Raw genomic sequence first — 13039 nt, 5'->3', positions numbered from 1 at the left:
TCACTCTTTAAGCCAATGCTTAGCGAGCGGTTACTTCAGTAGCAGCGAAAAAGTAAGAGATTTCGCGAGCAGCGGCAGCTTCGGAGTCCGAGCCGTGTACAGCATTGGCGTCGATGGATTCAGCGAAGTCAGCACGGATAGTGCCGGCAGCAGCTTCTTTAGGGTTGGTAGCGCCCATCAGCTCACGGTTCAGAGCGATAGCGTTTTCGCCTTCCAGAACCTGAACAACAACAGGACCGGAGATCATGAAGGCAACCAGGTCGCCGAAGAAGCCACGAGCGCTGTGCTCAGCGTAGAAGCCTTCAGCTTCAGCCTTGGACAGTTGCTTGAGTTTCGAAGCTACAACCTTCAGGCCGGCTTTTTCGAAACGAGTGGTGATCTCGCCGATGACGTTTTTTGCAACAGCGTCAGGCTTGATGATGGAGAAAGTACGTTGAACAGCCATGGTGTAACTCCAGAAACGGTAATTTACGAAAAATTAAACCCGCGAATTATACGCGGGTTATTGGGTATTGCCTAACTGCGTAAAAGGCGGCTCAGTCTGCTTCTTCGATCCACAGGCCCTGAATCGCCTCCAGAACCTTTTCGCCACCCCGATCCGGGATGTCATCGAATTCCGGCAGCGCCATTACGAGATCACGCAGTTTGACGAAGTTCACGGTAAGAGGATTGACCTCAGGATGAGCTTCAGCAAGTTGTATAGCGATTTCTTGTACATCAACCCATTTCAGGCTCATGACAGTTCCTTGAATCAATGCGGCGCTTCGGCCGCATGGTTGAGCGAATATTTCGGAATTTCGACAGTGATGTCCTCAGTTCCCACCCTTGCCTGACAGCTTAGACGCGATTGCGCTTCCAAGCCCCAGGCACGATCGAGAAAGTCCTCTTCCAGCTCGTCGGCTTCTTCAAGCGAATTGAAACCCTCGCGAATGATGCAGTGACAAGTGGTACAGGCGCACACGCCACCACAAGCGCTTTCGATCTCGATGTGGTTGTCATGGGCAACTTCGAGGATGGACTTGCCGGTCTCAGCCTCCACAACCATACCGTCCGGACAATGCTCGGCGTGTGGCAGAAAAATGACCTGCGGCATTAATTATTCCTCGATTTCATTCAGGTTGCGTCCCGCCAGGGCGGCTTTTACCGTCTGGTCCATACGGCGGGCGGCAAAGGCATCGGTCACTTGCGACAAGCGCTTGGTCTGTTGCTCGATAGCATAGCCATCAGTGCCTTTCATCAGTTCGGCCAATTCATGCATCTGCAGGTCGATGACCATGCGCTCTTCGGCATCCAGCAGGCGTTCGCCGTCAGCCTCAAGGGCGCCCTGCACCGCTTCAAGCAGGCGCTGTGCATCTACTTGCTGTTCGCGCAGCACACGGGCGACCTTGTCGTCACCGGCGTACTGGAACGAGTCCTTGAGCATCTTGGCGATTTCGCCGTCGGTGAGGCCGTAGGAAGGCTTCACCTGGATGCTGGCTTCAACACCCGACCCCAGCTCACGGGCCGCGACACTAAGCAGGCCGTCGGCGTCGACTTGGAAGGTCACACGAATTTTCGCAGCACCGGCTACCATCGCAGGGATACCGCGCAATTCGAAACGCGCCAGGGAGCGGCAGTCACTGATCAGCTCGCGCTCGCCTTGCAGCACATGAATCATCATGGCCGTCTGGCCGTCTTTATAAGTGGTGAAGTCCTGGGCGCGGGCGACGGGGATGGTGGTGTTGCGCGGAATCACCTTCTCCATCAAGCCGCCCATGGTCTCCAGCCCCAGCGACAACGGAATCACGTCGAGGAGCAGCAGTTCGCCACCATCGCGCTTGTTGCCGGCCAAGGTGTCTGCCTGGATCGCTGCGCCGATGGCGACTACTTGATCGGGGTCGATTTCGGTCAGTGGCTCGCGACCAAAAGCCTCGGCAACTGCCCCACGAACACGCGGCACACGGGTCGAACCACCCACCATGACCACGGCACCGACGTCTTCCAACTCGATACCGGAATCACGTACGGCGCGACGGCACGCCTTGAGGCTGCGGGCGACCATTGGTTCGATCAAGGCATCAAAGGCTTCGCGCGTAAGCGGTGCCGACCAGTTGCCGTAAGACACGTCAATAGAGGCAGCATCAGTCAGCGCTTCTTTAGCGGCACAAGCAGTTTGCAGCAAGTTGCGCTGTGCGCCTGGATCCAAGTCCGCGGACAAGCCGGCACTGCTGATGATCCAGCCTGCGATCGCGTGGTCGAAGTCATCGCCGCCCAACGCGCTGTCGCCACCAGTAGCCAGCACCTCAAACACACCGCCGGTCAGGCGCAGGATCGAAATATCAAAAGTGCCGCCGCCCAGGTCATAAATGGCAACCAGACCTTCGGCGTGCTGGTCCAGACCGTAGGCCACAGCAGCAGCAGTCGGCTCGTTGAGCAGGCGCAGCACGTTGAGGCCGGCAAGCTTCGCCGCATCCTTGGTGGCTTGACGCTGTGCGTCGTCGAAATAAGCTGGAACCGTGATCACTGCACCGACCAATTCGCCGCCCAAGGTCGTTTCTGCACGCTGGCGCAGCACCTTGAGGATATCAGCCGACACTTCCACCGGGCTTTTCGGCCCCTGGACAGTATCGATGAAAGGCATGTGGGATTCGCCGCCGACAAAGCGATACGGCAGTTGGTCGCCGAGCTGCTTGACGTCGGACAAGCCACGCCCCATCAAGCGCTTGACAGACAGCACAGTGTTCAAAGGATCGCTAGATGCCGCCAACTTGGCAGACTCACCGACCTCGGTGCGATCAGCGTGATAGCGCACGGCCGAGGGCAGGATGACCTGGCCATCAGCGTCCGGCAGCGGTTCGGACAGGCCACTGCGCAGGGCAGCGACCAGGGAATTGGTGGTGCCCAGGTCAATCCCGACCGCCAGGCGACGCTGGTGCGGTTGAGGGCTTTGGCCGGGTTCGGCGATTTGCAGTAATGCCATGGTAATCAGGTCTTATCTGTCTATCAGGCGTGCATCACGGGCAGCACTGGGTTAATCGTCGAGGCGCTCTTCTAGCTGGCGCACTTCGTAGGTGAGCTTGTCGAGGAACTGCATGCGTCGCATCAGGCGTTCGGCCTGTTCACGTTGCGCTGCATCATCCCAACAGGCTGCGAAGCTTTCGTTGAGCTCATCCTGGGCCACTTTCAGACGGCGCTTGAAGACGGCGACACCGGCCACATCGGCCTCGTCGTGTAGGTCTTCGAGCTCTTCGCGCCACTGCATTTGCTGCATCAGGAAGTCGGGATCGTGAACCGTGACTTCAATCGGCAACTCGCCGCCGTTCATGGCGAGCAGGTAACGCGCGCGCTTTGGCGGACTCTTCAGTGTCTGATAGGCCTCGTTGAGGCTGGCCGACTGCTGCAGGGCCAGGCGTTGCTCACGCTCGGAAGCGTCAGCGAAGCGGTCCGGATGCACCCCACGCGCCAACTCTCGGTAGCGCGTGGCAAGCTGCTCAAGGTCCAGCCGAAAGCTCGGCTGCAGCTCGAATAAAGCGAAATGACAAGGAGTACCCACGAATAGCCTCAGATGTTGAAGCTTTCGCCGCAGCCACACTCACCGCGTACGTTGGGGTTGTTGAACTTGAAGCCCTCGTTCAACCCTTCCTTGACGAAATCGAGTTCGGTGCCGTCCAGGTAGGTCAGGCTTTTAGGATCGATGATCACTTTCTCGCCGTGACTTTCGAACACCTGATCTTCCTCAACCACCTCGTCGACAAACTCCAGCACGTAGGCAAGGCCGGAACAGCCCGTGGTGCGAACACCCAGACGAATCCCCTCACCTTTACCGCGCCCATTCAGGGAGCGGCGAATGTGCTGCGCAGCCGCTTCTGTCATGCTGATAGCCATCGTTGACTCCTTACTCGTCGCCAAATGCTTAGATCAAGCCTTTCTTCTGCTTGTAGTCGCGAACGGCCGCCTTGATGGCGTCTTCTGCGAGTACGGAGCAGTGGATTTTCACTGGCGGCAGGGCCAGTTCTTCGGCCAACTGGGTGTTGCTGATAGTCACAGCCTCATCCAGAGTCTTGCCTTTCATCCATTCGGTTGCCAGAGAACTGGAGGCGATGGCCGAACCGCAACCGTAAGTCTTGAACTTGGCGTCTTCGATAACGCCAGCTTCGTTGACTTTGATCTGCAGGCGCATCACATCGCCGCACGCCGGAGCGCCGACCATGCCGGTGCCGACATCAGGATCTTCCGCGTTCATCTTGCCGACGTTGCGCGGGTTTTCGTAGTGGTCGATGACCTTTTCGCTGTAAGCCATGGTACTGAATCCTCACTCATCAGGGCCGCTCTGGAACCCTGTAAAAACGCCTGCGTTTTCCGCCACGTTCCTACAGAGCTTGGGTGGCGGCTTCTATAGTTAGTGTGCCGCCCACTCGATCTTGGAAATATCGACACCGTCTTTGTACATGTCCCACAGCGGCGACAGAACGCGCAGCTTGTTGACGGCTTCGCAGACTTTCTGCGCGGCGTAGTCGACTTGTTCTTCGGTGGTGAAGCGGCCGAACGTAAAGCGGATCGAGCTATGTGCCAGTTCGTCGTTGCGGCCCAGGGCGCGCAGTACGTACGAAGGCTCAAGAGAGGCCGAGGTGCAGGCCGAACCGGACGAAACCGCCAGGTCCTTGAGCGCCATGATCAGCGACTCGCCTTCGACGTAGTTAAAGCTCAAATTCAAGTTATGCGGTACGCGGGCGGTCATGCTGCCGTTTATGTACAGCTCTTCAAGGTTCTCGACCTGCTTGTAGAAGCGATCGCTCAGGGCCTTGATGCGCACGTTTTCGGCAGCCATGTCTTCCTTGGCTACACGGAAGGCTTCGCCCATGCCTACGATTTGGTGGGTCGCCAGGGTGCCAGAACGCATGCCGCGTTCGTGACCGCCGCCGTGCATGGTGGCCTCGATGCGCACGCGTGGCTTACGGCTCACGTACAGCGCGCCGATACCTTTAGGCCCGTAAGTCTTGTGGGCCGAGAACGACATCAGGTCAACTTTCAGCTTGGACAGGTCGATATCAACCTTGCCGGTGGACTGAGCAGCGTCGACGTGCAACAGAATGCCCTTGGAGCGAGTCAGCTCGCCGATGGCCGAGATATCGTTGATGGTGCCGATTTCGTTGTTTACGTGGATCACGGAAACCAAGATTGTGTCTTCACGCAGCGCGGCTTCAATCATGGCCGGGGTGACGATACCGTCGGTGGTCGGCTCAAGGTAGGTAACTTCGAAACCTTCACGCTCCAGTTGACGCATGGTGTCGAGGACAGCCTTGTGCTCAATCTTGGTGGTGATCAGGTGCTTGCCTTTGGTCGCGTAGAAATGCGCCGCGCCCTTGATTGCCAGGTTGTCGGACTCAGTGGCGCCGGAAGTCCAGACGATTTCGCGCGGGTCGGCATTAACAAGGTCGGCGACTTGGCGACGAGCATTCTCGACCGCTTCCTCGGCTTTCCAGCCGAATACATGGGAACGGGAGGCCGGGTTGCCGAAGTTTCCGTCGACCAGCAGGCACTCGCTCATCTTTTGCGCGACACGCGGATCAACCGGGGTGGTCGCTGAGTAATCAAGGTAAATCGGCAATTTCATGGACTTTCTCCTAAATCAGGCTGGCTGGCGTGCCGTTAGCTCTTCGGCTGTCACTCGACGGCGGACGCTTCAATCTTGTCCAGACGCGGCGCCTTAGTGTTGCAACGGCGCTGGTCCTGACGCTGGGCTACTTCTTGTACCTCACGGCGAGTCACAAGATCAGCCAAGCTGATACCACTCAAAAACTCATGGATCTGCAGACTCAAGTCACACCACAAATGGTGCGTCAGGCAGGTGTCGCCTGCATGGCAGTCACCCAGGCCCTGGCATTTGGTCGCGTCGACGGATTCATTGACCGCATCGATCACCTGGGCCACCTGAATGCCCTGCATATCGCGGGACAACTGATAGCCGCCACCTGGCCCACGCACGCTGGAGACCAGATTGCTACGGCGCAATTTGGCGAACAGTTGCTCAAGATAGGACAGGGAAATGCCTTGGCGCTCGGAGATATCGGCCAGGGACACCGGCCCAGTTTGCGCGTGCAGAGCCAGGTCGAGCATGGCAGTCACCGCGTATCGGCCTTTTGTAGTCAGTCTCATGGACAATTACCAAGGTGTTTCAGAATGTGGGCAAGTATGCGATTCCCGAGCATTTAAGTCAACTATAAGACCTAGTACTTTAGTCAGGATTACCCGTAAAAAGGGCGCGCGAATCATAGCAGGATGGGGTGGGGACGAACAGCGGGAACAGGGCCTAGCGGCCACTCCGAGACCAATGGAGGTCAAGATGTAGGAGGCAACCGCTCCCAATAGCAGCGGACCAGCCCACGTAGTGAACAACTAACAAACCGCTATCGAGAGCAAGCCCCCTCCCACAGGTGACTTTCAGTGCCTGGAAGACCTCAACCAGTCTTCGTCGCAGCTTCGTCCTTGATCTCGGCGAAGTCCTCTTCGCGCAGCTCAGGAAGTTCTTTCGCACAGTAACTGCTGCCCAGCTCCTTCAGCGCGCCGCACATACCGTCCAGCTTCCCGTCCACCGCCTGCAAGTGGTCAAGCAACTGGCCGATGGCGCGCGCGACCGGATCAGGCATGTCTTCACTGACTCCATAGGCATCAAAGCCGATCTTCTCGGCCATTGCCTTGCGCTTTGCTTCCTGCTCATCGCCAACTTCCGGCTTGACGATGATTCGGCCCGGAATACCCACCACGGTTGCGCCAGGCGGTACAGCCTTGGTCACGACCGCATTGGAGCCAACCTTAGCGCCAGCACCTACAGTGAACGGCCCTAGCACTTTGGCGCCGGCCCCTACCACCACGCCATCGCCCAACGTTGGGTGGCGCTTGCCTTTGTTCCAGCTAGTGCCGCCCAACGTCACACCTTGATAGAGCGTGACATCGTCGCCAATCTCAGCAGTTTCACCGATGACGATACCCATACCATGATCGATAAAAAAACGGCGCCCAACCTTGGCCCCCGGATGAATCTCGATACCCGTCAACCAGCGGCCGAAGTTCGACACCAGTCGTGCCAGCCATTTCCAGCCCATGCCCCACAAGGCGCCGGATAGCCGATGAATCCAGATCGCGTGCATACCCGGATAGCAGGTCAGCACTTCAAAGGCGTTGCGGGCCGCCGGGTCACGGTGGAAAACACTCTGGATATCTTCTCGCAAACGCTCGAACATTTTTAATCCTTCCGCTTAAGAAGCTCGCCACGGGCCGCTTTTTGGGTTTCCGTGAGGATGCCACGCAATATATTCATTTCCGCCCGGCTTACCGAACTGCGCCCGTACAACCGACGCAGGCGCGCCATCAAGTGCCGCGGCTTGTCAGGGTCAAGGAATTCGATAGCCACCAGGGTTTGCTCCAGGTGCTCATAAAACCGCTCCAGCTCATCCATGGTGGCCAGCTCGCCACTTTTGGTCGACGCAACCTCTTCCTTTTCCATTTTGCTTGGCTGACCGGCAGCTGCCAGCCACGCCATGCGCACTTCGTAAGTCAGCACCTGCACCGCAGCCCCGAGGTTCAGTGAACTGAATTCAGGGTCCGATGGAATGTGCACATGGTAGTGACATCGCTGCAGCTCCTCATTGGTGAGGCCGGAGTCTTCACGACCAAACACTAAGGCGATTTCAGCGCCACCAGCAGCCTCTTCCACCACTTTACCGCCGCATTCACGGGGATCCAGCAGAGGCCAGGGGATGCGACGATCACGGGCACTGGTGCCGAGCACCAGATTGCAGCCGACCAAAGCATCCTCCAGGGTGGCGACGACCTGGGCTTTTTCAAGGATGTCATTGGCACCGGATGCACGGGCATCGGCCTCGTGATGCGGGAACACACGCGGTTCGACCAGCACCAGGCGCGTCAGCCCCATGTTTTTCATGGCACGCGCCACCCCACCGATATTGCCTGGATGACTGGTATTGACCAAGACGACACGAATGTTTTGCAGCAAGGGAGGCGCTCTCGGACACGGGAAAGGGGAGCAAATCTTACAGAACAGCCTAAGGTTATGCCATGAAAGCTAACGTCGTCCTTCACCTGAAGAAAGTTTCTGCTAGAATGCTCGGCTTTCTTTAACAACCTTAGGTACACATCCATGCAGCCCATGCTGAATATCGCGCTGCGCGCCGCCCGCAGCGCCAGTGAATTGATTTTCCGCTCCATCGAGCGCCTGGATACCATCAAGGTCGACGAAAAAGACGCCAAGGATTATGTATCCGAGGTAGACCGCGCCGCCGAACAGAAAATCATCGACGCACTGCGCAAGGCTTACCCTACCCACGGCATCCTGGGTGAGGAAACCGGCCTGCATAAAGGTAGCGGCGAAGGCGAAGACTACCTGTGGATCATCGACCCACTGGATGGCACCACCAACTTCCTGCGCGGCATCCCCCACTTCGCAGTAAGCATCGCCTGCAAATACCGTGGCCGCCTGGAACATGCCGTCGTCCTCGACCCGGTTCGCCAGGAAGAATTCACCGCCAGCCGTGGCCGTGGCGCCCAGCTGAACGGTCGCCGCCTGCGAGTCAGCGGCCGTACCAGTCTCGACGGCGCCCTGCTGGGTACCGGCTTCCCCTTCCGCGATGACCAGATGGACAACCTGGAAAACTACCTGGGCATGTTCCGCGCCCTGGTTGGCCAGACCGCAGGTATCCGTCGCGCTGGCGCAGCGAGCTTGGACCTGGCCTATGTTGCTGCCGGTCGTTTTGATGCGTTCTGGGAGTCAGGCCTGTCCGAGTGGGACATGGCTGCAGGCGCTCTGCTGATCCAGGAAGCCGGTGGCTTGGTGAGCGACTTCACCGGTGGTCACGACTTCCTGGAAAAAGGCCACGTCGTTGCTGGCAACACCAAATGCTTCAAGGCAGTGCTGACGGCTATACAGCCACACCTGCCAGCCTCGCTGAAGCGCTAAGCTAGCGAGCATAAAAAAAAGCACCCTTCGGGGTGCTTTTTTTATGCCTGCGATTTGGTGCGAACTTGAATACCAGCAACGCTACCAATCAATGTGAAAGGGATGTTGCCTCCGATGACAGCAGCTCAGTTACAGACTCATTAACCGATGCGCCCACATCAAGAACAAGCACCCTCCCACACCTTCAACTATGACAAGCCTCAAATTATTGCTGGTTTTGACCCAACACTAAACGACCTTCTTTATCGACCGGAATCTGGCCACCCGGATCACGATCCATCCGCACCGAGCCTTCCTTACCATCCAAGGTGTAACGCACGTCATAGCCGACTACCTTGTCGCTGATGTCGTTGACGGTGTTACAACGCGTTTGTGTGGTGGTGTAGGTATCGCGATTCTGCATACCCTCTTGAACCTTGTTACCGGCATAACCACCACCGACCGCACCGGCTACCGTCGCTAGCTTCTTACCGTTACCGCCACCGATCTGATTACCTAGCAAACCACCCGCCAATGCACCCACAACGGTACCTGCGATCTGGTGTTGATCCTGCACCGGTCGCTGCCGAGTAACTGCGACGTCCTTACAGACTTCGCGAGGGGTCTTGATCTGGGTTTTTACCGGCTGCACCGCCAGCACTTGCGCATACTCAGGGCCGCTTTTTACCAGGCTGTAGGTGGCGACAGCACCCCCGGCAGTTACACCGACAGCACCCAATACCGCACCAACCAGTAACGACTTGTTCACGTTGAACCTCCTGACCATCACAAACGGACCGAAAGATCCGCGCTATACCCAGCCTTGGAGCAAAAAAAAAGGCACGAGTTCAATACTCGTGCCTTTCTTGTAACAGCAGATCAACAAGCGCTCATTAAGGGCGGTCGTCGACCTCCTTGCCAGTCGCGGCTGGAGGGATCAAGTCTTCGCTGTTGAGGTTCAACCAGATCAGCACCACGTTGGCGATGTAGATCGACGAGTAAGTACCCGCCAGAACGCCGATAAACAGCGCCAGGGAGAAGCCCCACAAGTTGTCACCGCCGAAGATCATCAGCGCAGCAATCGCCAGCAAAGTGGAGATTGATGTCGCCATGGTACGCAGCAGGGTCTGAGTGGTGGAGATGTTGATGTTCTCGATCAACGTCGCCTTGCGCAATACGCGGAAGTTCTCACGAACCCGGTCGAATACCACGATTGTGTCGTTGAGCGAGTAACCAATAATCGCCAGCACAGCCGCCAGTACGGTCAGATCGAAGGTTATCTGGAAGTACGCCAGAATACCTACGGTCACGATCACGTCGTGGATCAGCGACACAATCGCGCCGACACCGAACTTCCACTGAAAGCGGAAAGCCAGGTAAATCATGATGCCGACGAGTGCCATCAGCATGCCAAGGCCGCCTTGGTCGCGCAGCTCTTCACCTACTTGCGGGCCGACAAACTCGACGCGCTTGACCGACGCGGGATTGTCGCCGCCAACCTTTTGCAAGGCTTCGGCTACTTGGTGACCCAGTTGCGGATCTTCGCCTGGCATGCGCACCAGCAGGTCGGTGGTCGCACCAAAGCTCTGCACCACGGCCTCGTGATAACCGGCCTTTACCAGCTCGTTGCGCACTAAGGTAACGTCGGCCGGCTTCTCGTAGGTCAGCTCAATGAGCGTACCCCCGGTGAAATCCAAACCGTAGTTCAGGCCCTTATGGAACCAGCTGAACAACGCCAGAACGGTTAGGAGCACAGTGACGCCGAACGCAATGTTGCGAACGCCCATGAAGTTGATTGTACGTAACATGGCAGCCCCTTAAATCCACAACTTCTTGAAGTCACGCCCGCCAAAGATCAGGTTGACCATTGCGCGGGTCACCATGATGGCCGTGAACATCGAGGTAAAGATACCGAGGGACATGGTCACCGCAAAACCTTTGACAGGGCCGGTGCCCATGGCAAAGAGAATCCCGCCAACCAGCAATGTGGTCAGGTTGGAGTCGAGAATCGCGGTAAATGCCCGGCCGAAGCCTTCGTTGATTGCGCGCTGCACAGTCATGCCTGCGGCGATCTCTTCACGTATCCGCGAGAAGATCAGCACGTTGGCATCTACCGCCATACCCATGGTGAGTACGATACCGGCGATACCCGGCAAGGTCAGCGTAGCGCCCAGCAGCGACATCAAGGCCAGCAGCATCACCATGTTGCCCGCCAGGGCTACGGTAGCGATGATGCCGAAGAAGCGGTAGATGGCGATGATGAACAGCGACACGAACAACATGCCCCACAGTGCAGCATCCACGCCTTTGGTGATGTTGTCCGCACCCAGGCTTGGGCCGATGGTGCGCTCTTCAGCGAAGTACATCGGCGCCGCCAGGCCACCAGCACGCAGCAGCAGTGCCAGCTCCGAGGATTCACCCTGGCCGTTCAGGCCAGTGATACGGAACTGAGCACCCAGCGGCGACTGGATGGTCGCCAGGCTGATGATCTTCTTCTCTTCCTTGAAGGTCTGCACCGGCACGTCTTTCTCGACGCCGTTGACGATCTGCTTGGTGTAGGTAGTAACAGGACGCTGCTCGATGAAGATCACCGCCATGCTGCGACCGACGTTGCTGCGCGTGGCGCGGCTCATCAGTTCGCCGCCGTGACCATCCAGGCGAATGTTAACTTCAGGTGTGCCGTGCTCGCCGAACCCGGCCTTGGCGTCGGTTACCTGATCACCCGTGATGATCAAACCACGCTCGATTTGCGCCGGCGGACGATTGCCTTCACGGAATTCGAACTCCTCGGAAGTCGCGCGGGAAGCGCCTGGCTCAGCTGCGAGACGGAATTCCAGGTTGGCAGTTTTACCCAGGATACGCTTGGCTTCAGCGGTGTCCTGCACGCCTGGCAGCTCAACCACAATGCGGTTGGCGCCCTGGCGCTGAACGATCGGCTCGGCCACGCCCAGCTCGTTGACGCGGTTACGTACCGTGGTCAAGTTCTGCTTGATGGAATACTCGCGAATTTCGGCGATCTTGGCCGGGCTCATTGCAAGACGCAGCACGGCCTGACCGTTCAGGTCAGCCGGTACGATTTCAAAATCGTTGAAGTTCTTGCGGATCAGCGCACGGGCCTGTTCGCGGGAAGCTTCGTCTGAGAAGCCCAACTGGATGGCGCCGTTGAGCTGCGGCAGGCTGCGATAACGCAACTTTTCTTTGCGCAGCAGGCTCTTCACATCGCCCTCATAGACTTTCAGGCGTGCGTCGAGGGCTTTGTCCATGTCGACTTCCAGCAGGAAGTGCACACCGCCGGACAAGTCCAGACCCAACTTCATCGGGTGCGCGCCAATGCTGCGCAGCCATTGCGGCGTGGTCTGTGCCAGGTTCAGCGCAACGACGTAGTCGTCACCCATGGCCTTGCGCACGACGTCTTTGGCCGGCAATTGGTCTTCTTGCTTGGTCAGGCGCAACAAGCCGCCCTTCGCACCAGCCGCCAATGTTGCCGCTTTAACTTGGATACCCGCGTCGTTCAGAGCCTTGCTCGCGCGTTCCAGGTCAGCCTGATTGACCTGCAACGAAGTGCTGGCGCCAGTGATCTGGATCGCCGGATCATCAGGATAGAGATTGGGAGCGGAATAAATAAAACCGATCGCCAGCACCGCCAGGATCAGTACGTATTTCCACAGAGGGTATTTGTTCAGCATCACGCCGCCCGCTTATAACGCGGGGCGCCTTGCGCGCCCCGTCGATTGGTAAAGGTTGTTACTTAGATCGCTTTGAGCGTGCCTTTTGGCAGCGTGGCGGCGATGGCGCCCTTCTGGAACTTCATTTCTACAGTGTCGGAGACTTCCAGAACCACGAAAGCGTCGGAAACCTTGGTGATCTTGCCGGCGATACCGCCAGTGGTCACAACTTCGTCACCTTTCTGCAGGCTGCCCAGCAGGTTTTTCTGCTCTTTGGCACGCTTGGCCTGTGGACGCCAGATCATCAGGTAGAAGATGACCAGGAAGCCGACCAGGAAAATCCACTCGAAACCACCGCCCATAGGGCCGGCAGCAGCAGGCGCAGCGGCGTCAGCCATGGCGTTAGAGATAAAAAAGCTCATTTAGCACTCCAGTTGCAAAT

At 57.7% G+C, this 13039-nt stretch carries 16 protein-coding genes; 1 reads left to right on the top strand and 15 read right to left on the bottom strand.

The genetic code is table 11. The features are described 5' to 3' along the window. Positions 1-19 precede the first annotated feature (19 nt). The 11 genes from ndk to trmJ form a co-directional block, all read right to left on the bottom strand. A complete protein-coding gene (gene ndk, locus ACKZ62_RS04805) occupies positions 20-445 on the bottom strand; it encodes a nucleoside-diphosphate kinase (protein WP_003175956.1) in 426 nt (141 codons plus the stop codon). Between the two features lie 91 nt (positions 446-536). Then, the gene (gene iscX / locus ACKZ62_RS04800; protein WP_032890702.1) at positions 537-737 is read right to left on the bottom strand and encodes a Fe-S cluster assembly protein IscX; all 201 of its coding nucleotides are present in this window, start codon (positions 735-737) and stop codon (positions 537-539) included. A gap of 14 nt (positions 738-751) precedes the next feature. After that, positions 752-1093 carry an ISC system 2Fe-2S type ferredoxin gene (gene fdx, locus ACKZ62_RS04795; RefSeq protein ID WP_099602716.1) on the bottom strand — a complete coding sequence of 114 codons (342 nt, stop codon included), beginning with the start codon at positions 1091-1093 and terminating at the stop codon, positions 752-754. Positions 1094-1096: 3 nt separating this feature from the next. Next, entirely contained in the window at positions 1097-2959 is a 1863-nt protein-coding gene (gene hscA, locus ACKZ62_RS04790) for a Fe-S protein assembly chaperone HscA (protein ID WP_032890687.1), read from the bottom strand. 51 nt (positions 2960-3010) lie between these two features. Beyond that, positions 3011-3532, bottom strand: a complete 522-nt coding sequence (gene hscB, locus ACKZ62_RS04785) for a co-chaperone HscB (RefSeq protein WP_032890686.1) — start codon at positions 3530-3532, stop codon at positions 3011-3013. A gap of 8 nt (positions 3533-3540) precedes the next feature. After that, entirely contained in the window at positions 3541-3864 is a 324-nt protein-coding gene (gene iscA / locus ACKZ62_RS04780; RefSeq protein ID WP_003209680.1) for an iron-sulfur cluster assembly protein IscA, read from the bottom strand. A 28-nt stretch (positions 3865-3892) separates the two neighbouring features. Continuing rightward, positions 3893-4279 carry a Fe-S cluster assembly scaffold IscU gene (gene iscU, locus ACKZ62_RS04775; RefSeq protein ID WP_003209682.1) on the bottom strand — a complete coding sequence of 129 codons (387 nt, stop codon included), beginning with the start codon at positions 4277-4279 and terminating at the stop codon, positions 3893-3895. Positions 4280-4378: 99 nt separating this feature from the next. Next, entirely contained in the window at positions 4379-5593 is a 1215-nt protein-coding gene (locus ACKZ62_RS04770) for an IscS subfamily cysteine desulfurase (RefSeq protein WP_032890684.1), read from the bottom strand. 50 nt (positions 5594-5643) lie between these two features. Then, a complete protein-coding gene (iscR, locus tag ACKZ62_RS04765; protein ID WP_003194020.1) occupies positions 5644-6135 on the bottom strand; it encodes a Fe-S cluster assembly transcriptional regulator IscR in 492 nt (163 codons plus the stop codon). A 302-nt stretch (positions 6136-6437) separates the two neighbouring features. Continuing rightward, positions 6438-7220 (bottom strand): serine O-acetyltransferase, encoded by a 783-nt coding sequence (cysE, locus tag ACKZ62_RS04760; protein WP_032890682.1) that lies wholly within the window; start codon positions 7218-7220, stop codon positions 6438-6440. Between the two features lie 2 nt (positions 7221-7222). After that, positions 7223-7993, bottom strand: a complete 771-nt coding sequence (gene trmJ, locus ACKZ62_RS04755; protein WP_122753173.1) for a tRNA (cytosine(32)/uridine(32)-2'-O)-methyltransferase TrmJ — start codon at positions 7991-7993, stop codon at positions 7223-7225. Between the two features lie 144 nt (positions 7994-8137). Here trmJ and suhB point away from each other — a divergent pair, with 144 nt between their 5' ends. Beyond that, entirely contained in the window at positions 8138-8953 is an 816-nt protein-coding gene (gene suhB / locus ACKZ62_RS04750; RefSeq protein WP_003175971.1) for a type III secretion system regulator SuhB, read from the top strand. 205 nt (positions 8954-9158) lie between these two features. Here the strand turns inward: suhB and ACKZ62_RS04745 are convergent, their stop codons facing one another. The 4 genes from ACKZ62_RS04745 to yajC all read right to left on the bottom strand — a co-directional run bounded on the left by ACKZ62_RS04745 (position 9159) and on the right by yajC (position 13019). Next, positions 9159-9701 (bottom strand): glycine zipper 2TM domain-containing protein, encoded by a 543-nt coding sequence (locus tag ACKZ62_RS04745; RefSeq protein WP_032890678.1) that lies wholly within the window; start codon positions 9699-9701, stop codon positions 9159-9161. 124 nt (positions 9702-9825) lie between these two features. Next, positions 9826-10740, bottom strand: coding sequence for a protein translocase subunit SecF (gene secF, locus ACKZ62_RS04740; RefSeq protein WP_032890676.1), 915 nt, complete (start codon positions 10738-10740; stop codon positions 9826-9828). 9 nt (positions 10741-10749) lie between these two features. Further along, positions 10750-12618 carry a protein translocase subunit SecD gene (gene secD, locus ACKZ62_RS04735; protein WP_447096387.1) on the bottom strand — a complete coding sequence of 623 codons (1869 nt, stop codon included), beginning with the start codon at positions 12616-12618 and terminating at the stop codon, positions 10750-10752. 62 nt (positions 12619-12680) lie between these two features. Beyond that, the gene (gene yajC / locus ACKZ62_RS04730; protein ID WP_003175975.1) at positions 12681-13019 is read right to left on the bottom strand and encodes a preprotein translocase subunit YajC; all 339 of its coding nucleotides are present in this window, start codon (positions 13017-13019) and stop codon (positions 12681-12683) included. Positions 13020-13039: the final 20 nt, after the last annotated feature.

The sequence above is a fragment of the Pseudomonas sivasensis genome (assembly GCF_052938085.1).
This window is presented reverse-complemented; position numbering and strand designations above follow the sequence as displayed.

Bases quoted from the DNA above. Each gene is read 5' to 3' on its own strand.
- iscR (WP_003194020.1), bottom strand. From the start codon at position 6,135: ATGAGACTGACTACAAAAGGCCGATACGCGGTGACTGCCATGCTCGAC.
- ACKZ62_RS04770 (WP_032890684.1), bottom strand. From the start codon at position 5,593: ATGAAATTGCCGATTTACCTTGATTACTCAGCGACCACCCCGGTTGAT.
- secF (WP_032890676.1), bottom strand. From the start codon at position 10,740: ATGTTACGTACAATCAACTTCATGGGCGTTCGCAACATTGCGTTCGGC.
- fdx (WP_099602716.1), bottom strand. From the start codon at position 1,093: ATGCCGCAGGTCATTTTTCTGCCACACGCCGAGCATTGTCCGGACGGT.
- suhB (WP_003175971.1), top strand. From the start codon at position 8,138: ATGCAGCCCATGCTGAATATCGCGCTGCGCGCCGCCCGCAGCGCCAGT.
- iscA (WP_003209680.1), bottom strand. From the start codon at position 3,864: ATGGCTATCAGCATGACAGAAGCGGCTGCGCAGCACATTCGCCGCTCC.
- hscA (WP_032890687.1), bottom strand. From the start codon at position 2,959: ATGGCATTACTGCAAATCGCCGAACCCGGCCAAAGCCCTCAACCGCAC.
- yajC (WP_003175975.1), bottom strand. From the start codon at position 13,019: ATGAGCTTTTTTATCTCTAACGCCATGGCTGACGCCGCTGCGCCTGCT.
- iscU (WP_003209682.1), bottom strand. From the start codon at position 4,279: ATGGCTTACAGCGAAAAGGTCATCGACCACTACGAAAACCCGCGCAAC.
- ndk (WP_003175956.1), bottom strand. From the start codon at position 445: ATGGCTGTTCAACGTACTTTCTCCATCATCAAGCCTGACGCTGTTGCA.
- cysE (WP_032890682.1), bottom strand. From the start codon at position 7,220: ATGTTCGAGCGTTTGCGAGAAGATATCCAGAGTGTTTTCCACCGTGAC.
- secD (WP_447096387.1), bottom strand. From the start codon at position 12,618: ATGCTGAACAAATACCCTCTGTGGAAATACGTACTGATCCTGGCGGTG.
- iscX (WP_032890702.1), bottom strand. From the start codon at position 737: ATGAGCCTGAAATGGGTTGATGTACAAGAAATCGCTATACAACTTGCT.